The 23,496-nt window shown below is 46.0% G+C and carries 20 protein-coding genes; 9 read left to right on the top strand and 11 right to left on the bottom strand.

Annotated elements, in window-relative coordinates:
* Window positions 1-24 precede the first annotated feature (24 nt).
* The 4 genes from HFE01_RS17240 to HFE01_RS17225 are packed head-to-tail and all read right to left on the bottom strand — an operon-like array spanning window position 25 to window position 3,663.
* Window positions 25-1,005: a siderophore ABC transporter substrate-binding protein gene (locus HFE01_RS17240; RefSeq protein ID WP_031462258.1), complete on the bottom strand. Its 981-nt coding sequence runs from the start codon at window positions 1,003-1,005 to the stop codon at window positions 25-27.
* A 12-nt stretch (window positions 1,006-1,017) separates the two neighbouring features.
* Window positions 1,018-1,776 carry an iron ABC transporter ATP-binding protein gene (locus HFE01_RS17235; RefSeq protein ID WP_031462259.1) on the bottom strand — a complete coding sequence of 253 codons (759 nt, stop codon included), beginning with the start codon at window positions 1,774-1,776 and terminating at the stop codon, window positions 1,018-1,020.
* On the bottom strand, window positions 1,770-2,720 hold the full coding sequence (locus HFE01_RS17230) for an iron chelate uptake ABC transporter family permease subunit (protein WP_164964932.1): 951 nt from the start codon (window positions 2,718-2,720) through the stop codon (window positions 1,770-1,772). The genes HFE01_RS17235 and HFE01_RS17230 overlap by 7 nt, the downstream gene beginning before the upstream one ends.
* The gene (locus HFE01_RS17225; RefSeq protein WP_019688644.1) at window positions 2,710-3,663 is read right to left on the bottom strand and encodes an ABC transporter permease; all 954 of its coding nucleotides are present in this window, start codon (window positions 3,661-3,663) and stop codon (window positions 2,710-2,712) included. The genes HFE01_RS17230 and HFE01_RS17225 overlap by 11 nt, the downstream gene beginning before the upstream one ends.
* A 324-nt stretch (window positions 3,664-3,987) precedes the next feature.
* On the opposite strand from HFE01_RS17225, the gene HFE01_RS17220 reads away from it, so the two are divergent.
* The 4 genes from HFE01_RS17220 (at window position 3,988) to HFE01_RS17205 (ending at window position 8,911) form a co-directional block, all read left to right on the top strand.
* Window positions 3,988-4,665, top strand: coding sequence for a response regulator transcription factor (locus tag HFE01_RS17220; protein ID WP_107734530.1), 678 nt, complete (start codon window positions 3,988-3,990; stop codon window positions 4,663-4,665).
* Window positions 4,666-5,583: a sensor histidine kinase gene (locus HFE01_RS17215; RefSeq protein WP_107734529.1), complete on the top strand. Its 918-nt coding sequence runs from the start codon at window positions 4,666-4,668 to the stop codon at window positions 5,581-5,583.
* A gap of 107 nt (window positions 5,584-5,690) precedes the next feature.
* Entirely contained in the window at window positions 5,691-6,368 is a 678-nt protein-coding gene (locus HFE01_RS17210) for an ABC transporter ATP-binding protein (RefSeq protein ID WP_017425557.1), read from the top strand.
* Window positions 6,365-8,911, top strand: a complete 2,547-nt coding sequence (locus tag HFE01_RS17205; RefSeq protein ID WP_107734528.1) for an ABC transporter permease — start codon at window positions 6,365-6,367, stop codon at window positions 8,909-8,911. The genes HFE01_RS17210 and HFE01_RS17205 overlap by 4 nt, the downstream gene beginning before the upstream one ends.
* A gap of 99 nt (window positions 8,912-9,010) precedes the next feature.
* On the opposite strand, the gene HFE01_RS17200 is transcribed toward HFE01_RS17205, so the two are convergent.
* Window positions 9,011-9,550, bottom strand: a complete 540-nt coding sequence (locus HFE01_RS17200; protein ID WP_107734527.1) for a GNAT family N-acetyltransferase — start codon at window positions 9,548-9,550, stop codon at window positions 9,011-9,013.
* Window positions 9,551-9,811: 261 nt separating this feature from the next.
* On the opposite strand from HFE01_RS17200, the gene HFE01_RS17195 reads away from it, so the two are divergent.
* Entirely contained in the window at window positions 9,812-10,786 is a 975-nt protein-coding gene (locus HFE01_RS17195) for a ring-cleaving dioxygenase (protein ID WP_167438571.1), read from the top strand.
* 159 nt (window positions 10,787-10,945) lie between these two features.
* Here HFE01_RS17195 and HFE01_RS17190 read toward each other — a convergent pair whose 3' ends face one another.
* The 4 genes from HFE01_RS17190 to HFE01_RS17175 form a co-directional block, all read right to left on the bottom strand.
* Entirely contained in the window at window positions 10,946-12,643 is a 1,698-nt protein-coding gene (locus HFE01_RS17190) for a M3 family oligoendopeptidase (RefSeq protein WP_102997609.1), read from the bottom strand.
* A gap of 238 nt (window positions 12,644-12,881) precedes the next feature.
* Complete coding sequence (gene thiD / locus HFE01_RS17185) at window positions 12,882-13,691, bottom strand: bifunctional hydroxymethylpyrimidine kinase/phosphomethylpyrimidine kinase (protein ID WP_107734526.1); 810 nt, start codon at window positions 13,689-13,691, stop codon at window positions 12,882-12,884.
* A 197-nt stretch (window positions 13,692-13,888) separates the two neighbouring features.
* The gene (locus HFE01_RS17180; RefSeq protein ID WP_107734525.1) at window positions 13,889-15,295 is read right to left on the bottom strand and encodes a DNA-binding protein; all 1,407 of its coding nucleotides are present in this window, start codon (window positions 15,293-15,295) and stop codon (window positions 13,889-13,891) included.
* Window positions 15,296-15,541: 246 nt separating this feature from the next.
* Window positions 15,542-17,449 carry a bifunctional 2',3'-cyclic-nucleotide 2'-phosphodiesterase/3'-nucleotidase gene (locus HFE01_RS17175; protein ID WP_167438570.1) on the bottom strand — a complete coding sequence of 636 codons (1,908 nt, stop codon included), beginning with the start codon at window positions 17,447-17,449 and terminating at the stop codon, window positions 15,542-15,544.
* A gap of 254 nt (window positions 17,450-17,703) precedes the next feature.
* Here HFE01_RS17175 and HFE01_RS17170 point away from each other — a divergent pair, with 254 nt between their 5' ends.
* From HFE01_RS17170 to phnE (HFE01_RS17155), 4 genes are all read left to right on the top strand, one after another.
* Window positions 17,704-18,672: a phosphate/phosphite/phosphonate ABC transporter substrate-binding protein gene (locus HFE01_RS17170; RefSeq protein WP_019688653.1), complete on the top strand. Its 969-nt coding sequence runs from the start codon at window positions 17,704-17,706 to the stop codon at window positions 18,670-18,672.
* Between the two features lie 101 nt (window positions 18,673-18,773).
* The gene (phnC, locus tag HFE01_RS17165) at window positions 18,774-19,544 is read left to right on the top strand and encodes a phosphonate ABC transporter ATP-binding protein (RefSeq protein WP_023990372.1); all 771 of its coding nucleotides are present in this window, start codon (window positions 18,774-18,776) and stop codon (window positions 19,542-19,544) included.
* The gene (phnE, locus tag HFE01_RS17160; protein WP_167438569.1) at window positions 19,541-20,395 is read left to right on the top strand and encodes a phosphonate ABC transporter, permease protein PhnE; all 855 of its coding nucleotides are present in this window, start codon (window positions 19,541-19,543) and stop codon (window positions 20,393-20,395) included. Before phnC ends, phnE (HFE01_RS17160) begins: the two co-directional genes overlap by 4 nt.
* Window positions 20,392-21,189: a phosphonate ABC transporter, permease protein PhnE gene (phnE, locus tag HFE01_RS17155; RefSeq protein ID WP_016820374.1), complete on the top strand. Its 798-nt coding sequence runs from the start codon at window positions 20,392-20,394 to the stop codon at window positions 21,187-21,189. Before phnE (HFE01_RS17160) ends, phnE (HFE01_RS17155) begins: the two co-directional genes overlap by 4 nt.
* Before the next feature lie 85 nt (window positions 21,190-21,274).
* Here phnE (HFE01_RS17155) and HFE01_RS17150 read toward each other — a convergent pair whose 3' ends face one another.
* Together HFE01_RS17150 and cysW are read right to left on the bottom strand one after the other, a co-directional pair.
* Window positions 21,275-22,405, bottom strand: coding sequence for an aminotransferase class V-fold PLP-dependent enzyme (locus HFE01_RS17150; protein ID WP_167438568.1), 1,131 nt, complete (start codon window positions 22,403-22,405; stop codon window positions 21,275-21,277).
* Between the two features lie 162 nt (window positions 22,406-22,567).
* Window positions 22,568-23,443 (bottom strand): sulfate ABC transporter permease subunit CysW, encoded by an 876-nt coding sequence (cysW, locus tag HFE01_RS17145; protein WP_013373166.1) that lies wholly within the window; start codon window positions 23,441-23,443, stop codon window positions 22,568-22,570.
* Window positions 23,444-23,496 lie beyond the last annotated feature (53 nt).

Below are 23,496 nucleotides of genomic sequence, written 5' to 3'. Positions count from 1 at the left end.
TCCCCCATGATGTGAATGTATGCATTACAGTGCAGCATCTATTTCCTTGATCATTTCAGATACGGATTCCAGACCATTACCTGACAGGTACCAGTAGTTAGGATCAAGGTATACAATATGTCCATTTTTATATGCATTGGTTTTCTTCACCAGTTCATTCTCAATGGTTTGTTTACCTGTAACCTGTTCCTTGCCTTCCTCGACCACCACAGCCCCACGGTCAACGACAAAAATATAATCTGGATTTTTTTGCTGTACATATTCAAAAGAAACCTTTTGTCCATGCGTGGATACTTTAATGTCAGGATCTACAGGAGTTACGCCAAAAGCATCATGAATGATACCGAAGCGGGATTGTGAGCCATATGCGCTCAGGCTTCCTTCGTTCGTCAGTACGATCAAGCCTTTAGCCTTGCTCGCTACCGCCTTGTCATGTACAGCCTTAATGGAGCTATCAATCGCAGCCAGTTCCTGTTTGGCAGCATCCTCTTTATCGAAGATTTGACCCAAGGTTTCAACGTTTTTCTTAAAGGAATTGATATAATCCTTGGTGTCTACAGCCATCGAAATAGTCGGTGCAATCTTGCTCAACTCTTTATATGCATCAGCTTGTCTGCCGCCGATAATGATCAGTTCAGGAGAGAGATCACTGATTTTCTCATAATCCGGCTCAAACAGCGTACCCGCACTTGCATATTTGGAATCTTTATATTTGCTCAAATACGTAGGAAGATCCTGCTGCGCTACCGCCGCAACGTCTACTCCTAGCTTATCCAACGTATCCAATGAACCAAAATCAAAAACAACGACATTTTTCGGATTAACTTTGACTTGGACTGGATTCTCATCGAGTGCGTGTTTGACCGAGACGGTTTTGGATTCCGTTGTTGCAGTCGAGGAGCCGTTCCCAGTCGCTTCTTGTGTTGCCGGAGCCGCTTTGCCACAGGCCGATACGATCAGTACCAATGCAAGCATCAGTGTTAAAAACATCAAATTTTTCTTCATTTTACATTCCCCCTAAGTGAAGTACACACAAATTTTATGATCACCGATCTGTTGAATCGGAATATCCATATCGTACAAATCTTTTAATACCTGACTATCTATCATCTCGTCAGCCGTTCCTTGTTTTAGCAATCTACCATTCTTCATCCCGACAATATGGTCCGAATAGCAGGAAGCAAAGTTAATATCGTGAAGCACCACCAGAATCGTTTTGCCCAGATCATCCACTAAATTGCGTAGCGTCTTCATAATCTGAACCGAATGCTTCATATCCAAATTGTTCAGCGGCTCATCCAGCAGGATGTATTCCGTGTCCTGTGCCAGAATCATAGCAATAAAAGCCCGTTGCCGCTGTCCTCCACTGAGCAAATCAATATGCTTGTCCTTCATATCCTCCAATCCCATGTAAGCCATAGCCTGCTCCACCATTTTGCGATCCTCGCTGTTCAATCTGCCCTTGGAATACGGAAAACGGCCGAAGCTGACCAGCTCCTTTACGGTTAAGCGGATGTTGACATCATTGGTCTGTTTTAAAATGGATATCTTCCGGGCTAGTTCCTCACTTTTCGTCAGGCTCACGGCCTGCCCGTCAATCAGGATTTCTCCCTCATCACTGTCAGTTAGGCGACTAATCATCGACAACAAGGTGCTTTTTCCAGCGCCATTAGGACCAATAAAGGAGGTAATGGTGCCTTTAGGTACAGTGACGGATACCTGCTCCACCACATTTTTATTCCCGTAGCGTTTGGTTACGTTTTTGACTTCTACCATGATTTATTCTCCCGCAGCAAAAGGTACAGGAAGTACACCCCCCCGATAAAGTTAATAATGACGCTGACTGTTGTCGACAAGTCGAATACTCTCTCTGCCAGCAGTTGGCATCCTGCCAATGCGATAACACTAACAAAGATGGAGGCCGGAATTATATAACGGTGTTGATACGTCTTCATCACCTGATAAGCCACATTGGCCACAATTAATCCGAGAAATGTGATCGGTCCAACAAGTGCCGTGGATATGGAGATGAGAATCGCTACAATAATCAGCAATCTTTTGATGATATAACTGTAAGGGAGACCTAAATTAATCGCATGCTCCCGTCCGAGCGACAGCACGTCCAGGTACTTAATGAATCTCCACGCATAAGCAAATACGAGCACGAGCACGAATACAGAAAGCCATAACAGTTCGGTGTTTACATTGCTAAAGCTGGCAAAGCTCTTGTCCTGAATTTTCGCAAATTCGTTCGGATCTATCAGCACCTCCATAAAGGTAGACAGGCTGTTGAACAGTGTCCCAAACACCAGACCGATCAGTAAAAGCACATAAATTCCCCGTCCATCTTTGCGGAAAATTAACTTGTATAGCAATCCCGCGAACAGCACCATCATCCCCACCGACAGCAAAAAGTTTAATTCTTTGCTGGTCGAAATCAGCGGGACGGAACCAAATGCAAAAATTAATGTCGTCTGAATCAGCATATACAGTGAATCCAGCCCGATAATACCCGGGGTCAAAATCTTGTTATTCGTGACCGTCTGGAAAATAACAGTTGCAAAAGCAATGGAGCCACCGGTCAGAATGAAGGCTGCGACCTTTTTCAATCGTCGTGGCAGCGCGTAATGCCAGGTGTGCGGAAGATCTATAAACACAAAAGCAGCAATCAACACAAGCGCGGCAGCGGCTAATATTCCGATTTTTAATTTAGGATTCATAAGCCCTTCTCCTCAGCAGCAAATACAAGAACAACGCGCTCCCGATTACACCAACCGTAAGCCCTACAGAAATTTCATATGGGTAAATGATCACCCGTCCCAAAATATCGCAAAACAGCACAAACACGGCACCCAAGATTGCTGTATGTGCTAGGCTTTTTTTCAGATTATCCCCCATGTACATACTGACCAGATTGGGTACAACCAGTCCCAAAAAGGGAATCGTCCCGACAGTTAAGATGACAACAGAGGACACCAAAGCCACGATCACCAAACCAACATTGACAGTGCGCTTGTAATGTACGCCCAAATTGGCTGCAAAATCCTCACCCATGCCTGCAATTGTAAAACGGTTCGCATATATGTACGCCAACGCGACCAAAGGAACACTGAGATACAGCATTTCGTAGCGACCACTCATAATGAGAGAAAAATCCCCCTGCATCCACGAAGAAATGCCCTGAATCAGATTGTATTTGTAAGCAAAAAAAGTCGTCACCGAATTTAAAATGCCTCCAAACATCAAACCGACAAGCGGGATAAATACCGGGTCCTTAAAACGGATTTTATCCAGTATCTTCATGAAAACCAGGGTTCCCCCTAGAGCAAATCCAAAAGCCGTCAGCATCTTCGTCCAAAATCCTGCCGCTCCAAACACCATAATAGCCATCAGCACACCTAATCGTGCCGCATCCATCGTGCCTGCGGTGGTCGGCGAAACAAACCGATTCCGGGTAAGCTGCTGCATGATGAGCCCGCAAATACTCATACTCGCCCCTGCGATAATGATGCTGACCAAACGTGGGAATCTGCTAATCAGGAGCACCTGCGCTTGATCGTTGGATAAGTGGAACAAATCAAGTGGAGTTACATCATGCACACCGATAAACACCGAGGCGAAGGCCAGTACGATAAAAGCCAGTATTAAATAGCGCAATTTCATTTCTAACTAAGGGAGCCTGTCCAATAACCTGTACCAAGCTTCGGCCCTGTCCTCCCCTCCAATAATGATAATCATTATCAAAACAACTAGGATAAATTATATCAGTGATATTGTATCTGTCAAATTTTTTGCAATGAATAAGCCATGTCAAAAAAGGTGTTAGCAAAACCTGAATAGTCTGAAGAGTGAATGAGCGAATAAGAGCAATATCCTGTAAAATAGGGATGGAAGATTTAGGATTACCCGTTTCTCATTTTTACTGTAAGCAATTCTTGGAATTCGAGATTCATTAACTTGATGAATTAAAAAAATAGGAGGAGAATGATGAATCACATATTAATTGTCGAGGATGATACCGCCTTGAGTAACGGTATTGTTCTTGCCCTCAAAGAACCTAACAACGTATTTGTGCAAACGTATGACATAGCTGCTGCAAAAGAGCAATTGAACGTCACTACCTTTGACCTAGTGATTCTTGATATAAACTTGCCGGATGGGAATGGACTCGATCTTTTAACCCATTTACGAAAAAAAACAATGATTCCCGTCATCGTTCTGACAGCAAATGATATGGAAACAGATATTGTCACTGGTCTTGAGCTGGGTGCTGACGACTACATCACCAAGCCTTTCAGTCTGATGGTACTGAGAGCAAGGGTTGGTGTTCAGCTAAAGAAATCCAGATACTCGCTTGCGGACTCCATTCAGCTAGACAATTTTTCTTTTTCATTCGAGAGAATGGAATTTATTAAGAATGGTACACCTATTGAACTAAGTAAAACGGAGCAAAAATTGTTGCGCATCCTAATCAACAATCGAGGAAATACCGTTTCGCGTGATCATTTGGTAGACAGCATCTGGACAGATGGCGCTGAGTATGTGGGCGAAAATGCGTTGTCAGTCACCATAAAAAGGCTACGTGACAAGCTGGAGGACCATCCTTCCTCTCCTCTGTACATTAAGACTGTGTACGGTATCGGCTACACTTGGGCGGTGAAATGAATGACGATCCTGAATTATGCGTGTTTTGGAATTGCTATTACTGCTCTTTTCATAGCCGGGGTTACCATTCTTCTCTATCGTAAGAACGTACATAAAACAATGAAAACTATGGATCATATGATTGAAGCTGCAATTAGTGGCGAGTTTTCAGAGCGCGTTTTTGACGAATCCGTCTTATCAGCAGTAGAGGCCAAGCTTGCGCAATTTCTTTCCATTTGCTCCGTTTCCTCGAAAAATTTGTTGGCAGAAAAAAATAAAATAAACGAGCTTATTTCTGATATCTCGCATCAAACGAAAACCCCTATTGCTAATATCCTCCTCTACTCACAACTGCTTAGTGAATATGATTTGCCACCGGAAGGTTCCACTTGTGTAAAAGCTTTATCCACACAAGCCGAAAAGCTTCATTTCCTGATCCATTCCTTAGTAAAAACATCACGGCTTGAAACAGGGATTATCAAATTGTCGTCAAGGCAGGAGTCAGTTCAAAGGCTACTAACCACTGCACTGGAGCAAATTATGCCGAAGGCAAACGCTAAAGGGATTTCGATTACTATGGGGAGTAAAGAAATTCAGGCTTCTTTTGATTTAAAATGGACGGTTGAGGCAATCTATAATATTTTGGATAACGCCGTCAAATATACAGAAATGAGCGGGAATATATTTATTAAAGTGAGTGCTTACGATTTATTCTGCCGGATTGATATTACTGATAATGGCATTGGGATTGCAGAAGAAGAACACAGCAAGATTTTCAAGCGTTTCTATCGATCACAAACTGTAATCTCGCAAGAAGGTGTCGGGATTGGACTATTTTTAACAAGAGAAATTGTTTCAGCTGGGGGCGGATACATCAAACTATGGTCACGCCGCGGCAGTGGTTCCACCTTCTCGATTTTTCTCCCCATAGACAAGTAATTCTTACAACACTGTTAGATTTCAGAAAGATTGTAGAAAGATTCATATGGTAAAGTCTGTATTGCGAAGTATGGTGATACAGACTATTTTTCATGGAGGAGAAATGAATGACTCTGTTAAAAACTCAGGAGTTGAAGAAGTATTATGGTAACGGGGATACTGCTGTTCATGCCCTAGATGGGGTGAACCTGGAGGTGGAAAGCGGAGAATTTGTGGCCATTGTCGGTACGTCCGGGAGCGGCAAATCTACCCTTCTCCATATGCTGGGTGGACTCGATCGTCCGACAAGTGGAAACGTTACGATTGACGGTAAAGATATTTTCACATTGAAAGATGAAGAATTGACTATATTTCGCAGACGGAAAATTGGCTTCGTATTTCAAAATTACAACCTAGTGCCTGTTTTAAATGTCTACGAAAATATTGTGCTTCCTATTGAACTGGATGGTAAAGAACCGGACAAAACCCACATAGATAAAATTGTACATACCTTGGGCCTTGACCATAAGCTGAATAATCTGCCCAACCATCTTTCAGGAGGCCAGCAGCAGCGTGTAGCCATTGCCAGAGCACTGGCAGCCAAACCCGCCATTGTCCTGGCAGATGAACCCACTGGAAACCTGGATAGTAAAACCAGTCTGGATGTGATGGGGCTCATCAAAGTATCCAGTCAACAGTTCCAACAAACGATGGTGATGATTACGCACAACGAGGAAATTGCGCAAATGGCAGACCGGATTATACGGATTGAGGACGGTAAAATGGTCGGTGGTGAAGGCAAATGATTCAGGTTAGAAATAAAAAGACGATCCGTAATCTGGCAGATAAGAGCTTCAAAGTAAACAAAGCCCGTAACCTCTTTGCCATTGTTGCCATAGCTCTCACTTCATTGTTATTTACAACGTTGTACACCTTGGGGCTCGGTGCTGTTGAAAACTTACAACGGGCAACTATGCGACAGTCCGGTGGAGATGGACATGCCGTACTTAAATATATAACGGATGATGAATTTAATCATGTCAAGGATCATCCATTGATCAAGGAAATTGCTTATAACCGTATATTAAGCGACGGAGTTAAAAACGATAGCTTCCTAAAACGCCATACGGAATTCTGGTATTACGATGATGTAGGGTTGAAGCTCGGTTTAATTGAACTTAATGCGGGGCACAAGCCTGTGGCGAAAAACGAAGTGATTGCAGACTCCAAGACGTTGCAGCTATTGGATGTTCCACTGAAAATTGGAGCACCTCTGAGTCTAAAGCTTAACATACGAGGTAAAGAAGTACAGCGTGATTTTGTCCTCTCTGGCTGGTGGAAAAGCGATCCTGTGTTTAGCGCAGGACAAATATTGGCCTCCAAATCATATGTGGATGCTCATGCCAAGGAATTACAAAGCAACTATAAAAAAGATCACTTCCATACAGGAACCATTAGTGCATATATGATGTTCGACAACAGTTTTGATTTGCGAGGAAAGCTCAATAAAGTGATTACCGAAAGCGGTTATTCACTTGACGAAGATGCACCGAACTATATCGCGAATAATGTAAATTGGGCATACATCTCGACTAATCTTAGTTTAGATACAGAGACCATCATAGCGTTAACTTCTGCCCTGTTACTGATCATGTTTACTGGTTATTTGATTATATATAATATTTTCCAAATATCAGTGATGCGAGATATCCGTTTTTACGGTCTCTTAAAGACGATCGGTACAAGCCGCAAGCAGATACGCCGGATTATTCGCAGACAAGCACTGATTCTATCAGCGCTAGGAATCCCGATCGGATTGATAGCAGGTTTTTTTGTCGGTAAATCGCTCGTGCCTTTTATCATAAATATGAGTATATATAACGGTACCGAGGTATCGGTATCCCCCAACCCATGGATTTTTATAGGATCGGCTTTGTTCGCCCTCATTACCGTAATGATCAGCACTTTCAAGCCAGGCAGAGTTGCCTCGTCCGTATCGCCGGTAGAAGCAGTCAGATACACAGGTGGAGTAAACAAGAGCAATGGTAAGCTGAAAATATCAACCGGAGGTGCAAAAATCCACCTCATGGCTCGTTCCAATTTGGGGCGTAATAAAAAACGCACTGTTTTAGTGGTTATAAGTCTTTCTTTAAGCTTGGTCCTTCTGAACACTGCCTTCACACTATCCCAGAGCTTTGATATGGATAAATTTTTAGCCAAATTTAATGATACCGATTTTCTCATTGCCCATGCTGAATATTTCCAGGTTCCCACCAGTTTTAGTGGGCAAGAAAATGGGACCACCGAAAGTTTTATTAAGGCTGTACAGGCACAACCAGGCTTCGAAGAAGGCGGTCGATTGTACGGTGACCCAACAGCTTTCACGGCCGAGAATACAAAGGGAATCACGGATGATACCCAGAACACTGACGCTCGCGGCAACTTCCTTGTAGACGTGTATGGGCTCGAAGATTTACCCTTGCATCGGCTGCAATTGATTGATGGCGAGCTTGATTTTAAGAAACTAGCTTCCGGTAAGTATATCCTGGAGGGAGTCGAACTGAACGATAACGACAAGCCTTACATGGAAAGCATTCATCATAAAGTGGGCGAAACCGTTACTTTGCATAGTTATGTGAGAACAGTAGATGATGCTCCATTGGGTAGAGAGTATATTACACAAAAGTTTACAGTGCTTGGTCATGTGGGTATCAAATCCACCAATTCGAATCGCCTTTCGAGCTATAATAGCTTTTACCTCCCGGCGGAAATATACAAATCACTTGTAAAAGAGCCTGCTGTGATGAGCTACGCCTTTAATGTATCCTCAAATCAGGAAGCGTCAATGCAGAGCTTTTTGAAGCGCTATACTGAAACAATCGAACCGATGATGAACTACGAATCCAAAATTACGTCAAAGGACGCTTTATCAGGTATGCAAACCACTGTTGAGTTGATCGGTGGCACGCTTAGCTTGATTATTGGCCTGATAGGTATCCTGAACTTTGTAAATGCGATTTTAACCAGCATACTGACCCGGCGCAATGAATTTGCTATGTTGCAGAGCATAGGCATGACTAAACGGCAATTGCGGGGAATGCTGATTTATGAAGGACTGTATTATGTTTTCGCCACTAGCCTGACCTCTATTCTATTGGCAGTCTTATTTTCTCTTTTGATTGTAAAACCGTTTTGCAGCTTGCTATGGCTTTTAAGCTATCACTTTATACTTTGGCCACTTCTGGTCTTGTTGCCTTTACTGTTCTTGCTTGGGATACTGATACCAGTAGCAGTCTATTCTATGAATAACAAACAAAGTATTGTGGAGCGACTTCGAGAATCAGAGTAGTTGCACCTAAAAATAAGCAAGCAAAATACCTATGAGCGTCAAAAAGATGACTCCTGATCACATTCAGAGGTCATCTTTTTATGACTAGAAAGGTTTTTTTCACAGAACATTACGACTCCACTCTTCCCGTAAAAGCCCCATTCGGATCGAATCATAATACTTTCCATTATAATATCTGCATTTGCGTAGTCTGCCTTCCAGGGTCATGCCCAGCTTCTCTCCAACCTTCATCATCCGCTGGTTTCCTGACCAGGTTGTAAAACCTACTCTTACTAAAGGCAATGTATTAAACAAATGCGTGATCCACAATCGAAGTGCTCTCGTACCATAGCCACCGCTCCAATCCCCCGAATCATAGATAGCTATTCCCATTTCAAGCCATTGCGAAGGCTGATGCTCCCAATAGTAGCTCACAGATCCAATGACCTTGCCTTCCACTTCAATGGTCCAAAAGTCATCTTGCCCGATTCGCTTTTCCTTCTCTTTTAAATAATCATCAAAAGAAAGTGTCTTATGGTCATAATAAGGTGCATCCCATTGCTTCCATTCTGGTGCTTCTTCCTTGTAAGTTAATGTCCAAAGCGCATATAAATCTTCTTCCGTAACAGGTCTAATCGTTAAATACTTTTCTGTATACATCAAGTACACCCCTTTATCATAAAATGCTCATTTCTATGTCGGGTTATATGATCCTTTATTGTATCTGCTTTTGCATTATTTCGAATTCAATTTTTGTCCATCAAGAAACTGTATTGTAGCAAGATCGCAATTCATGTTGACAAACAATCAAAAATAATATATCTTAATATCAAGATATTAAATATAAAGAAAAAATTTACGACGCCGGTTTATTTTGCTTTGAAAAACCTAATCATATAAAAACCAAGGAGGGCAAATAATATGAAACTGTTAGGATTGCATCACGTTTCAGCGATTACAGCGGCAGCGGCTAAAAATGTTGATTTTTATACTCAGGTATTGGGACTTCGGTTGATCAAGAAAACGGTGAACCAGGACGATGTTAGTGTGTATCACCTCTTTTATGGAGATGAACGCGGAACCGCGGGTACGGAAGTCACTTTCTTTGAAATTCCACATGCGGGACAAACGCGTACAGGCAATAACAGTATTTCAGCGCTCTCTCTGCGTGTACCGAACGACAAGGCGTTGAATTATTGGAAAAACCGCTTCGAGCAGCTGGATGTGAAGCATGGTGAAATTATAGATCAAGCAGGACGCTTGGCGCTCTCGTTCGAGGATTTTGAAGGACAACGCTTCTTCCTCGTTTCAGATGAGCATGACAACGGAGTGCGCGGCGGTACGCCCTGGGAGAAAAGCCCTGTTCCTGCGGAATACGGCATCGTTGGACTTGGTCCGGTTCATCTGACCATTCCCAAAGCGGAGAATACCGTTCTTATTCTTGAACAAGTGATGGGCTTCCGTAAAAAAGGTTCCTACCCTTCCCCTGTTGCCGGACAACCGGATGTGGTTATCTACGAAACAGGTGAAGGCGGTACAGGAACTGAAGTTCATCTGGAAGAGCGCAACGATCTGCCACAAGAGCGACCAGGACGCGGCAGTGTGCATCACGTCGCTTTCCGTGTTGAAACCGAGGAAGAGCTCAAACAGTGGGTAGACCGTATTGGGCAGCTGCAAATTTCCAACTCTGGTTTTGTAGATCGCTTTTATTTCCGTTCCTTGTACTTCCGTGAGCCAAATGGCATTCTGTTTGAATTGGCTACCGATGGACCCGGCTTTGACACCGACGAGGAATTAGAGTTTTTGGGCGAATCTCTGGCATTGCCTCCATTCTTGGAGCCGCGCCGCGCATCGATTGAAGCCAATCTCAAGCCGCTCAACATCAAACATGAATAAAGTTATATTGGCTCTAAAATGACACAAAGCCGGGACTTCTACATCATGTAGAGGTTCCCGGCTTTTTTCGTGTAATTGCTCTATTTTCATTTAAAAAAGCATCTCATCTAGAAGCTTTCCAGCTTTGAGAGGCAAGCGAAATGCCCTTTTTGGCTGTACTTACAGCTTCTTATCATCCACACTGTTCAGCCATGCTTCAATTTCTCCGATCACAGAGGCGATGCAGCCATCTTGGAACGGCGAAATCAGTCCAGCCAGCTCAACCAATCCGGTAAAAGATCGACTTCCTCCGGCACGACACAGCTTCAAATAATCTTCCCACGCTGCCGCTCGGTCTTCGCCCATACGCTTCCAGAACTGGAATGCACATAATTGTGCCAGCGTATAGTCAATATAATAGAACGGAGATTGAAAAATATGTCCCTGCTTGTGCCAGAATCCACCCTTTTCGAGGTATTCGTTGCCTTCATAATCCAGATGCGGTTTATACTTGCGTTCAATGGAACGCCATGCACTTTTACGTTCGGCCGGGGTCCAATCCGGATGTTCATATACAGCATGCTGGAATTCGTCTACGGCTACACCGTAAGGTACGAACAGCAGCGCTGAAGATAGATGTTCAAAGTGATATTTGTCCGTGTCTTCCTCAAAGAACAGCTTCATCCAAGGCCATGCGAAAAACTCCATACTCATCGAATGGATTTCAGCCGCCTCCATGGTCGGCCAGTGGTACTCGGGAATTTCAAAATGTCGGCTTTCATAGACCTGGAAGGCATGACCTGCTTCATGAGTCAATACGTCGATATCACCGGATGTCCCATTGAAATTGGAGAAAATAAATGGCGTGCCATATTCGCTCAAAAATGTACAGTAGCCTCCGCTTTGCTTACCCTTTTTGCTGATTAAATCCATCAGTCCACGCTCAACCATAAAACTGAAAAATTCATGTGTTTCCGGTGAAAGCTCCTCATACATACGTGCTCCATTACGAAGAATCCAGTCCGGATCGCCTTTTGGCGTAGGATTGCCTGACAAGAAGTTGAAGCCCTCGTCGTAATAGCGAAGCTGATTTACTCCGATCCGCTCGCGTTGGCGCTCTTTCAGCTTGGTTGCCACAGGAACGATGTGCTTCAGCACCTGCTCGCGGAAATTGGCTACCATCTCTGCATTGTAATCTGTACGTCCCAAGCGGGCATAGCCCAATTCTACGAAATTGTTATAGCCCAGCTTGTGCGCCATGCGTGTGCGTACCTTCACCAATTCATCATAAATCCGGTCCAGCTCGTCCTCATGCTCACTCATAAATTGATATTTGGCCTCGGAGGCCTGTTTGCGGGTCTCGCGATTGGTTGCCATTTCAAAAGGCAGGAGCTGAGACAATGTGCGTTCTTCCCCCTCGAACGGGATCTTCGCTGAGGCAATCAATTGAGCATATTCCGAGGTCAGCTTATTTTCCTGCTGCAAATCCTCAATGATATCCGGATGGAACGACTTGAGCGCTACCTCGGCAATACTGAAAAGCTGGCTGCCCCATTGGCTCTCCAACTCAGCTCTAAATGGAGAATCCACCAATGCTCGGTAGTAATCGGTTACATACTCCTGAATAACCGGCATGAAATCATCAGCGTACTCTTGCTCCGCTTTGTAAAAGGCATCCTCCGTATCAATGGAGTGCCGAACTTCCACCAATTGCAATTGCGTTTCCACATTACTGCGCAGCTTGTTAATCGCATGAATAACTTCATTTTGACGTTCTACACTGTCCGCTTCACGAAATTGCTGCAACAACGTTTTAAACCGCTGTTCAATTTCAGGTTGCTCTGGCCGGCTGTAAGCCATTTCGCTGAATAATGTCATTGCTTCATTTCCCCCTTTAATGTAATAAATCTGATGCCTATTATACAGTACGATTAGACCAAACTGGAAGCTGAAATACCAAAATAATACAACCTCAAAAGCCGCAATACCATGTATTGCGGCTTTTGAGCCTAGGCTAACTCCATATATCATAGATGTCGTTATCTAAAGTAACCTCAATATATATACAGTCTGGTGGAGATTTATAAGTCTCCTTCATATGGCAGCCCTTCATGCTTTATTGATTTTGCAAACGATGTGCCACATGCAGGGTCGGACCGACAAATTCATTTAACTTGAAACCACCTTCAATGGCCTGTGTAATGAATTTCTTGGCCTGATCCACAGCTTCACGCACAGTCAGCCCTTGTGCCAAACCAGCCGTTACCGCAGCCGAAGTGGTACAGCCTGCACCGTGTGTAAAGTTGGTTAGTACAACATCCGCTTCAAACCAGTCAAAAGTGATTCCGTCATACAGCAGATCCATTGCTTTACCAGCGCGAATTTTGCCACGGTCCTTGATCAGTACATGCTTAGCACCACGCTCGTGGATAATAGCAGCCGCTTCCTGCATCTGCTCCAGTGTCGTGATCGGTCCATTCTTCGCCAGTTGCGAAGCCTCGAACAAGTTCGGTGTTACCAGGTCAGCGCCAGGAATCAACAATTCCAGCATGGCCTCTGTATTTTCCGGTTGAAGCACTTCATCCGTGCCTTTGCAGACCATAACCGGGTCAATCACAATCCGTTTCAGATCATGCTTTTTCAAGTAGCTGGCCACCAGTTCGATGATATCTACGGAACCCAGCATACCGGTCTTCATTGCATCAAAACCGATACCTTCCAATACAGTACGCAGCTGCGCCTCAACCACGTCCAACGCAACAGGATATACAAGATGGTTCCAGGTTTTAGGTTCCATCGCAACTACGGTAGTCAATACAGTCATGCCATATACGCCAAGCTCCTGGAAGGTTTTCAGGTCCGCCTGAATACCTGCTCCGCCGCTTGTGTCGGAGCCGGCTATCGTTAGTGTTTTGGGAATCGTCATTAGTACATGCTCTCCTTCACTTTCTGTGCTGCATTTATCCTAATCCTGCATGCGAAACTTGTCAACGCGCAAAACGGTCCTTTCCATACGAAAAGTCACAAGAACCAGCAACAGCTAAAAAACGAGAATATCCCCCTTTGAAATGAGAACATCCTCGTAAGTACGTGTTATATGAAGAATTTGAATGAATTTTAGAATTATAAATACCCACCAGCACTGTGATCATAGGCATGGTTTTTTTCGTTTGCCCGTACGCCGAGGCAAAGACTCTGATACAACTGCTGCTGTTCCGGGGTAGCAAAATTTCGATGCTGCTCAAATAAAGCCATACAACCAATGATATGTTCGGTATAGCTGTTATCGACAGACAATTGCAGGCAATGCAGTGTTTGTCCCAAGCCCTTGGGGTAATCGCATTTTCGAAAATAATATTCCGCATACACCTTGCAAAAAGAAGCAAAACGAAATGCATTAAAGTGCTTGCGATAATGTGTGTCCCATTGCTCCGGTGCAAGCTCCCAGAATCTCTTGAGTTGCTGGTTGAACAGCTCCAGCTCGGCATCTACGAAATAGCCAAACCGGTTCGCCGATTCGAGCAACGTATTCAGGCCTTCCAGTGTCTCATCCGGATGCTCGCGCAGGTAAGTAATATATTCATAGATTGCAGAAGTGTTGCCCATTTTGATTTCAATACAAAGTCGGTTGCCCTGTGCATATACACGATGCAGGTTGACCACTTTCCAACCTTCCTCGTCCAAACCCTCAAACCAGCTCAAATCTGCGTAACCTTCAATCCATTGCTTGGATTCCTCATATCTACCCTGAAACTCATAGCAGCTGGCCTTAAGCAGATGCCCTTGAGCATAGTAATAAACGAGCGGCTTAATCAGCTCCAGGTGCTCATCTCCAAAGCGGTTCCGATTGCGATACAATGCCTGCGCCAACTCTCTTAGCTCGTCCGCATACATTTCCATCTCGGACCATTGCATTTTTAAAGCAAACACTTGAGATAGCATATGTAAGCCTTCCAGTGCATAAATTTCCGGTAGACGACTACGGTACAAATGGAATTGTACAGCAGCCTTCAAGTTCCGTTGGTTATCCTTAATCTGAATCTGGAATATGCGAAAATAGCTAATCGCCAACCGTTCGGAGTGGGTATACTTCTCACTCTCAATGACACAATCATACAAAAGCATGGAGGCTTCATGTCGACCATCCTCAAACATCGCTTCTGCAGTCTCAAAAATAGCCGGAACATTCGATAAATCGTCCATCAAATAACCAAGCACACTGCGTATACAGTCCAGCTTGTTCAACTCTGAGCAACGAAGAAGAAACGGACGCAGCCTCCTCCAGTGTGGCAAGGAATGAATAAAACACTCATCAACATACATCTCGAACAAAGATCCTTCTTCCAATCCCATCGCCTCAGTAATCAGATCAAGCTGATTAACTGAAATAGGCCGTGGTGGGTTTCGGTTAAGTATACCGCTAAGTGTACCCGGATTTACTTTAGAAGCATCTGCAAAACATTGCATCGAAATGCCTTCACTTTGAATATACTTTTCTATCTCTGCGCGGATCGTGGTGTTTTTTTCCAAAGGGACACCCCCTCAAACGAATGATGGTGACTTTTTCATTACCTTTTAAACCAAAATTTGTTTAATCAAAGTATATGTCTAATTATACGAGAGGTCAATAACTTTAAACACGACTCAGGACATATAAAATCACGAGTTTCGTACGATTTTAAATCTGTTTTATGAAAAAAGACCGTCCTCTGAGAGACAGTCTTTTTCTATTATTTTGATGCTGTGGACTTAGAGGACAATAACTTGCAAAATATTTTAAAATTGACGAAAATCAAGAGCAAACTTAGCGTATCCTTCTGCCGTCAGTCCTTCATAGAGCAATTCAGAATAAGCATGGGCAACATTCGTTGCTTGCGGCGAGGTTAGGAAGGTCACATGTGGACGACCCGACCATGGGGCGAGGGACCAGTGACCGTCGGCCTTTGGCGTCAACGTCTTCATATGCCGCACATACTCAGTCAGCACATGTCGGTTCTCATCCGGGGAAGCCAGTATAATTCGCTCTCCACCCGGATTAACCAGCGCAGAGGAGAATGCGCGATAGTTATTCGTAACAACCAGATAACTCCGCTGCATATCCATTGGTTCCCCTTCAAAAGACATATGAATGATTCTGTGCGCTTCTAGGTCCTTTAATTCCCCGGCAGCATCATATCTGGCTGGCTGTGTTACATCAATCTGATACGTGATGCCATCGATGATATCGAAATTAAAGCTTGGAAAATCAGAATTAATCAGCTCTTGCTCCTCCTTTGCCAAAGGGTCAATTTGCCTGAATTGACCGGCCGACCACTCAAGCCATTCCCGAATTTCTGCCCCGCTCAGTCGAACGACATGCAGCGTATTCGGAAAATTGTACAGGTCGGCGACATGCTTGATCGCCAGCGTCCCTGCGGGAATATCGGTATAATACGCCGGACCATATCTGCCACCTGTTTTAAAAGGAGCTGCTGCCGACAGAATGGGCAACCCTTCATACTCGCTCCCTTGTAGCTGCTGTTTCACATACCAAATTTGCGCATCATTCACGAGCTGAACCGAAGCATCATCCATCACCTGGGCAAAAAAGCTGTTCACTGCTACTGTCGTTTGACCTACAGGTGCACGGATGTAATCTAGGGTTCCCGCATGTTCAGCTGCTACCGCCTGCTGGATAGCAGTATCGGGTTGGACGAGGGCTTCCTTGCGTATCGGGTCATACACCGGGCGTACCTCGGCAGCAGATGCAGTCACTTGCCACTTCCCTCCAATAAGGGCCAGATCCAGATCAATGATACCCAGATGATCTCCCCAGAAGCCCGGCTCTACTGCTGGAATGCCATGGATGGTGCCCTGCTCTGTATCCACACCTGTCATACCTATAAATGAAGGGCCGGGAAATACTTTATGGGCATGACCAAACACAATGGCATCGATCCCTTCCACCCTGCTCAGATGCAGCACCGCATTTTCCATACTGGGAGCTTCGGGAATATCCTCAAAGCCTGCATGGGGCATCGCAATGATGAGATCGGCTCCCTCCGCCTGCATTTCTGGGATAAACCGTCTTGCGGTTTCCAGCATATCTTTGACGATAAGTTTCCCTTCCAACCACGCCTTGTCCCATTGCATAATTTGCGGAGGCACAAAGCCGATGACCCCCACCTTCAGCAGATGCTTACGGCCTGCTTCATCCTCAACCGTCTTATCCAGCAATAGATAAGGCGTGAAGTAGTTTTGTTCTTCCTCTCCCGCTATATAGATGTTGGCATTCACATAAGGAAACTGTGCTCCTTGAAGACAGGTCTGCAAATATTCCAACCCATAGTTAAATTCATGATTACCAATACTGCCTGCCTCGTACCCCAGCAGATTCATGGCTTTATAGGCGGGATGCACCTCGCTTGGGTTCTGTTGGAGCCGCTGCACAGCATAATCTCCCATCGGATTCCCCTGAATCACATCTCCGTTATCCAGCAGCAGGTGATTGGGCACCTCTGCCCGAGCTGTATGAATCAGACTAGCGGTTTGCGCCAAACCGTAATGCAGCGTTTCCTGATCTGTATAATAATCATAATTCCACAAGCTGACATGCAGATCGGTTGTAACCATAATGCGGAATTTCGCCCTTACAGCACCTGCATTTTCCTGCTCTGTCTTATCATTAATGTCCAAATTATCCAATCTTGTTCTCTCCCTCAGCTTCGGTCATAGAGCTTGAACAAGTCTAACAGAGCACTGTTAAGAGAATGTTAAAAGATGCAATTCGTATAAATACCACTTATGGTCTCTAGCAAATGATAAATTTTACATCATTTTTACCAAAGTCAGGAGTGGTTTTTACCCTAGTTGCAGGACTAGCTGTTAAGATTTGGTTTGTCACTGAATTTACAGGTTTTTTAAATTTTCGTTATTACGATGTTTAGGGGGAAATTATTTTGTTCAAAAAAGCACTGACCTTGTGCATGACCTTCACACTGGCAGCGGGTTTAGCCGCTTGTGGCTCAAATGCAAGCAATAACAACAGCGCCTCCACTCCGGGTACAGATGGCTCTAAAAACGAAAGCACAGCCTATGTCCCTAAGGAGCTAAAGGTACAATTCGTTCCTTCTCAAAATGCAGATACCCTCGAAGCCAAGGCAAAACCGCTCGAAAAACTGCTGGGGGACAAGCTCGGAATCCCGGTAAAAGTAACCGTATCTCCTGATTACAATACGATTGTGGAAGCCATGTCTTCCAAACAGGTCGATGTAGGATTCCTTCCGCCGAACGCTTATGTACTGGCACACGATAATCGTAAAGCGGCCGACTTGCTCCTGCAAGCTCAACGCTATGGCATTGAAGATGCCACAGGCAAGGACACGACTGAAAAAGTAAACTTTTATAAAGCAATGATCGTGGTGAAAAAGGATTCTCCGATTCAAAGTCTGGCTGATCTGAAAGGCAAGAAGGTTGGCTGGCAAAATGTAACCTCCTCCGCAGGCTATGTGTACCCCGCAGCAGAGCTGAAAAAAGCTGGCGTGGACCCGGACACAGATGTGCAGGGTGTGACGATCAAAGGCCACGACGCTGCTATTCTGGCGCTGCTGAACGGTCAGGTTGATGCTGTCGCTGTTTTCCAGGATGCACGTAACACAGTGAAGAAGGAAATCCCGGACGTATTTGAAAAGACACGTGTCATTCATTACACAGCTAAAATTCCAAATGACACCGTCAGCGTACGTTCCGATATGGATCAAACGTGGAGAGACAAAATCGCCCAAGCCTTTATGGACATTGCCAACGATCCTGAAGGCGGCGAAATCATTAAAGAAATTTACACCCATGTAGGTTATGAGAAGGGCGACGATAAAAACTTCGATTCTGTGCGTGAATACGCCGAAGCCGTCGGCCAAGCGGTAAAGTAACAGCTACGAAACAGGCTTTACGAATGACAGGGCAGCACCGTCCATGTATTCATGGCGGTGTTGTTTTCATTCCACCCCATCGGGGAGAAAGTTGGGAGCATATGATTGAATTTCGAAACGTATCGAAAACATACCCGAACGGCACCAAAGGGTTGAATAATATTAATTTGACGATTCAGGAGGGAGAGATGGTTGTCATAGTCGGCTTATCTGGTGCAGGTAAGTCCACCCTGCTGCGTTCCATTAACCGACTGCATGACATTACGTCCGGCGACATCGTTGTAGGTGGCAGGTCTGTCACGTCTGCTGGAAGCAGCGAGCTGCGGCGCATTCGCCGTGATATCGGCATGATCTTTCAAAGCTTCAATCTGGTTAAGCGTTCGACGGTGCTTCGCAACGTACTTTCCGGCCGCGTCGGTTATCATTCGACGCTGCGGACCATTCTTGGTCTCTTCCCGAAGGAAGACATCGAACTGGCACTAACGGCGCTGGAACGCGTAAATATCCGCGAAAAAGCCTACAGCCGAGCCGATGAGCTGTCCGGTGGCCAGCAGCAGCGTGTATCCATCGCACGTGCTCTGGCGCAGGAGGCTAAAATCATTCTGGCAGATGAGCCTGTCGCGTCGCTTGATCCGCTGACCACCCGCCAGGTGATGGACGATCTCCAGCGAATCAACCGTGAAATGCAGATTACGACCATTGTCAATCTGCATTTCATTGATCTGGCGCGCGAATATGCAACACGGATCATCGGATTACGCGCGGGAGAAGTCGTCTTTGATGGCACACCGGAGGAGGCTACGGATGAAGCCTTTGCGGAGATCTACGGCCGGGCCATCAAGCATGATGAACTGCTGGGAGTGGGATCATGAAGCCCGACTCTACTGCCCAGCCGCTCTCTTCGACGCAACCGTCACCATCTGCTGGACCGCCCCAGCCAGGCAAGCCGTCCGCAGGGCCACCTTTGCCAGGACGATATAAGCGTTACGCCACCTGGATGATTTTTATCGTAGTGCTGGTAGCCTGCTCCATTCATACGGATGCCACGCCTTACCAATTGATCGTTGGCTTACCGGAGATGGGCAAATTGCTGGAAGAAATGTTTCCTCCTGACTGGAGTTACTTGCCTACCATCTGGAAACCGATGCTGGAAACGATCCAGATCGCTATTGTCGGCACGACACTGGGAGCCATATTGGCAATCCCTGTCGCGTTGCTGTGCGCCTATAATGTGATGCCGCGCAAGCTGATCTCGCTGCCGATGCGCACGATCCTGAACCTGGTACGGACGATTCCCGATTTGCTGTTTGCCTCGATCTTTGTGGCCGTATTCGGCATCGGACCGTTTGCAGGGATGCTCGCCCTGCTGTTCTTCTCCTTCGGGATCATCGCCAAGCTGACCTTTGAGGCGATTGAAGCCATTGATCCAGGGCCACTGGAGGCCATGACCGCTGTTGGCGCGAGCCGCATTCAAGTCATCGCCTTTGGTGTGGTTCCGCAGGCACTGCCTTATTTTGTGTCGTATTTGCTATACACCTTTGAGGTTAATGTGCGCGCAGCTTCTGTTCTGGGACTGGTCGGCGCTGGCGGCATCGGTCTGCTGCTTGACCGTTCCCTTGGGCTGTTCCGATATGACCGGGCAAGCATTATTATTCTACTGACCCTCGTCATCGTCCTTGCGATTGATTACGGCAGTAACCTGCTACGGAGGAAATTATTATGAATGATCCTACGCTTCGCAGACCTATTGGCTCCCGCCTGCGCTTTTGGGCGTTAGCTATTCTGCTAATTATCATTTACATTTGGGCTTTTCGCGGGATGCAGTTTGAAGGATTACAAGGGACGGCCAAAAGCGTCTCTGTCGCAATATTGGACGGCTTTCTTCATCCCGACTGGTCATTTGTCTACATCCCTGAGGGGGAGGACTTGCTGCGTGGGTTGCTGGATACACTGGTCATTTCAGTGCTCGGAACCTTCGTATCCGCATTTGTCTGTCTTCCGTTTGCCTTTTGGGCATCGAGCAATATGACCCGTCTACGCCCCTTATCGGGTAGCGGGAAGTTTGTACTTAGTGTCATTCGGGTATTTCCCGAAATGATCGTCGCCATTCTATTCATTAAAGCCGTAGGTCCCGGCTCGTTTGCAGGTGTGCTTGCCCTCGGCATTCACTCCATCGGCATGCTGGCCAAGCTTTTCTCAGAAACAATTGAAAGTGTCGATCACGGGCCGCAGGAAGCTTTGATCGCGTGCGGTGCCAACCGTTGGCAGGTCATTTTCTTCGCCGTGCTGCCGCAGGTGATTCCACAGTTTCTTTCCTATTCGCTCTATCGTTTTGAAATTAACATCCGGTCCGCAACCACGCTCGGTCTGGTTGGTGCAGGTGGTATTGGTACTCCGCTGCTGTTTGCACTCCAAATGCGCAACTGGAACCGTGTAGGCGTCATTTTACTCGGCATTGTAGTCTTAATCATTTTGACGGATCTGATATCCGGCTGGCTGCGCAAACGGATTGTATAATTAAACATCTCTATCCTAACAAAAGCCTCTCCTGTGTAAAAGGGAAATGCTATGCTCCCATTTACTTGGAAGAGGTTTTTGCTGTTCAACAACTCCCGCCTAGTTCATCTAGGACCCGCCGGACTTCCTCTGCCGTATTGTAAAAATGCGGAGCCACACGAATAACATCCTTTCGTGCTGACACAATCATATTTCGGCTCCGCAAACGCCTCTCTACCGCCGACACATCGGCTACTTCAACAGCGAGCAGACTTGGTAAAGTGCCTCCTTCATCAGGTATTCGTATGTGTAACCCTTTGCTGCGTCCATATTCAATAGAAAAGTCCAACAGCTCATTCATATAGGTCTGAATGTTCGTGACCCCAATTTCCAGCAGCAGCTTTAAGGCTGCATTGGCGGCAAAAATGCTAATGAAGGAAGGTAATCCTGTCTCAAAGCGCCGGGCGCCTGCCGCCGGAACCGGATGAGCAATATCAAACCGGGAGGCAGGCTCCTGGCCGAGCCAGCCCGTAAGACGGGGCTTGAAGCGTTCTATTCGCTCCTTACTTATATAAAGAAAAGCCACTCCCGGTATCCCCAGCATATATTTGCGTGCTCCCGCGACCAGCATATCTATGCCCATCGCCTTTACGTCTATCGGAATCATTCCTGCAGACTGATAGGCATCGACGAATAGTAACGCCTGATTTCGATGAGCTATATGTGCAATGGATTTGAGATCCTGCTGAAATCCGTTGGTATAATTCACATGGGATACCATAATAAGCGCAGTATTCTCCGTAACATGCTCCTCATACTGCTCTAGGGTCACTTCTCCCTCCGTAGAAGGGATACAGCAAATATGATCACGGAACATCTCCTGTGCCTGCCAGATGTGGCCCACCGTCGGAAAGTCGGTGTCTGCATACACAATCCCTTCTTTTCCCGGTACATAAGAAAGGGCAGTGGCCACGCCAGCAATCGCCTCAGAGGCTGAGGACAGCACCGCAATTTCGTCAGGCTCCGCCCCGATGAGCTTGGCAAAATGTCCTCTTGCCTCCTCCAACCGTGCCATAGATAGGTCGCCGTTATGACCGTGTTGCAGCAAGCTTCGATGATATTCCTCAATGGCAGCGGAAACCGGTCTCGATATCGCCCCCTGGGAACAGCTTCCTACATGGATATGTGAGGACAGCACCGGAAACAACTGACGGTAGGACTGAAACGGATGTTTCATATTTCCCTTCGCTCCTCCTGGGCACACCAACGTGCCTTGATATGATCATTTTATTATCCATATAAGCCACCTTAGAACAAGGGCCTCTCTTCCCATCTTCTCGCCGTTAACAGACGATAGACACAAAGAGAGGCCCTGTTGGATCATATACACAATTATTAATTAATGCACGCGTTTGCGTCCAAACCAGCTTTTAAGCACCAAGGTTGCCAAAGCAAGTAGCAGCAACAACGAGGCCACCGCAAAAGATGCCGAGAACTGATACTCGTTATACAAAATCTCAACATGCAGCGGAAGTGTATTCGTCTCGCCCCGAATATGTCCCGAGACGACGGACACTGCACCAAACTCGCCCATGGCTCTCGCATTACACAGAATAATGCCGTACAGCAAACCCCATTTGATATTCGGCAGCGTCACTTTCCAGAAAATGCGCCAGCCGCGTGCGCCCAGTGTGACCGCCGCTTCCTCCTCCTGCTGCCCCTGATCTTCCATCAGCGGAATAAGCTCGCGCGCAACAAAAGGAAATGTAATGAACAGCGTTGCCAAAATAATGCCTGGCAAAGCAAATATAATTTTAATATCATGCTCGTCCAGCCACGGCCCAAGCCAGCCCTGTGCGCCAAACACTAATACATACATCAGTCCTCCGACGACAGGCGAGATCGCAAAGGGTAAATCAATCAAGGTGACCAGCACACCTTTGCCGCGAAAATGAAATTTTGTGATCAGCCAGGCGGCCGCTACACCAAATACCGTATTCAGCGGAACCGTTATCGCTGCCACCAGCAGCGTCAAGCGCAATGCGGACATGGCATCCGGGTCCCGTAGCGCTTCAACGTATACGCTCCATCCCTGCTTGAGTGCTTCGGTAAGCACGACGATTAGCGGCAATACCAACACCCAGAGCAAAGCTAAAAAAGCAGCACCAATGAGCGTCCACTTGACCCAAGGGGCTTCGGTTGTAACCCTATTGGGCGGTGCGGATGAAGGCACTGGTGCAGAAGCAAGCTCCTGCCCAGTTATCGCTTGTGACATGATGTATCCCTCCTTGAACACGGGGTTAATGCGCAGACCTCTGCTGTCTGCAT

The sequence above is a fragment of the Paenibacillus sp. EKM10P genome, assembly GCF_011800655.1.
GTDB lineage: Bacteria > Bacillota > Bacilli > Paenibacillales > Paenibacillaceae > Paenibacillus > Paenibacillus polymyxa.
The sequence above is the reverse complement of the archived record's forward strand: the minus strand, read 5'-3'. Positions and strand labels throughout refer to the sequence as shown.

What these genes read in the sequence shown, in the direction of transcription:
- HFE01_RS17240 (WP_031462258.1), bottom strand. Translation starts at nt 1,005, where the DNA reads ATGAAGAAAAATTTGATGTTTTTAACACTGATGCTTGCATTGGTACTG.
- HFE01_RS17235 (WP_031462259.1), bottom strand. Translation starts at nt 1,776, where the DNA reads ATGGTAGAAGTCAAAAACGTAACCAAACGCTACGGGAATAAAAATGTG.
- HFE01_RS17230 (WP_164964932.1), bottom strand. Translation starts at nt 2,720, where the DNA reads ATGAATCCTAAATTAAAAATCGGAATATTAGCCGCTGCCGCGCTTGTG.
- HFE01_RS17225 (WP_019688644.1), bottom strand. Translation starts at nt 3,663, where the DNA reads ATGAAATTGCGCTATTTAATACTGGCTTTTATCGTACTGGCCTTCGCC.
- HFE01_RS17220 (WP_107734530.1), top strand. Translation starts at nt 3,988, where the DNA reads ATGAATCACATATTAATTGTCGAGGATGATACCGCCTTGAGTAACGGT.
- HFE01_RS17215 (WP_107734529.1), top strand. Translation starts at nt 4,666, where the DNA reads ATGACGATCCTGAATTATGCGTGTTTTGGAATTGCTATTACTGCTCTT.
- HFE01_RS17210 (WP_017425557.1), top strand. Translation starts at nt 5,691, where the DNA reads ATGACTCTGTTAAAAACTCAGGAGTTGAAGAAGTATTATGGTAACGGG.
- HFE01_RS17205 (WP_107734528.1), top strand. Translation starts at nt 6,365, where the DNA reads ATGATTCAGGTTAGAAATAAAAAGACGATCCGTAATCTGGCAGATAAG.
- HFE01_RS17200 (WP_107734527.1), bottom strand. Translation starts at nt 9,550, where the DNA reads ATGTATACAGAAAAGTATTTAACGATTAGACCTGTTACGGAAGAAGAT.
- HFE01_RS17195 (WP_167438571.1), top strand. Translation starts at nt 9,812, where the DNA reads ATGAAACTGTTAGGATTGCATCACGTTTCAGCGATTACAGCGGCAGCG.
- HFE01_RS17190 (WP_102997609.1), bottom strand. Translation starts at nt 12,643, where the DNA reads ATGACATTATTCAGCGAAATGGCTTACAGCCGGCCAGAGCAACCTGAA.
- thiD (WP_107734526.1), bottom strand. Translation starts at nt 13,691, where the DNA reads ATGACGATTCCCAAAACACTAACGATAGCCGGCTCCGACACAAGCGGC.
- phnC (WP_023990372.1), top strand. Translation starts at nt 18,774, where the DNA reads ATGATTGAATTTCGAAACGTATCGAAAACATACCCGAACGGCACCAAA.
- phnE (WP_167438569.1), top strand. Translation starts at nt 19,541, where the DNA reads ATGAAGCCCGACTCTACTGCCCAGCCGCTCTCTTCGACGCAACCGTCA.
- phnE (WP_016820374.1), top strand. Translation starts at nt 20,392, where the DNA reads ATGAATGATCCTACGCTTCGCAGACCTATTGGCTCCCGCCTGCGCTTT.
- HFE01_RS17150 (WP_167438568.1), bottom strand. Translation starts at nt 22,405, where the DNA reads ATGAAACATCCGTTTCAGTCCTACCGTCAGTTGTTTCCGGTGCTGTCC.
- cysW (WP_013373166.1), bottom strand. Translation starts at nt 23,443, where the DNA reads ATGTCACAAGCGATAACTGGGCAGGAGCTTGCTTCTGCACCAGTGCCT.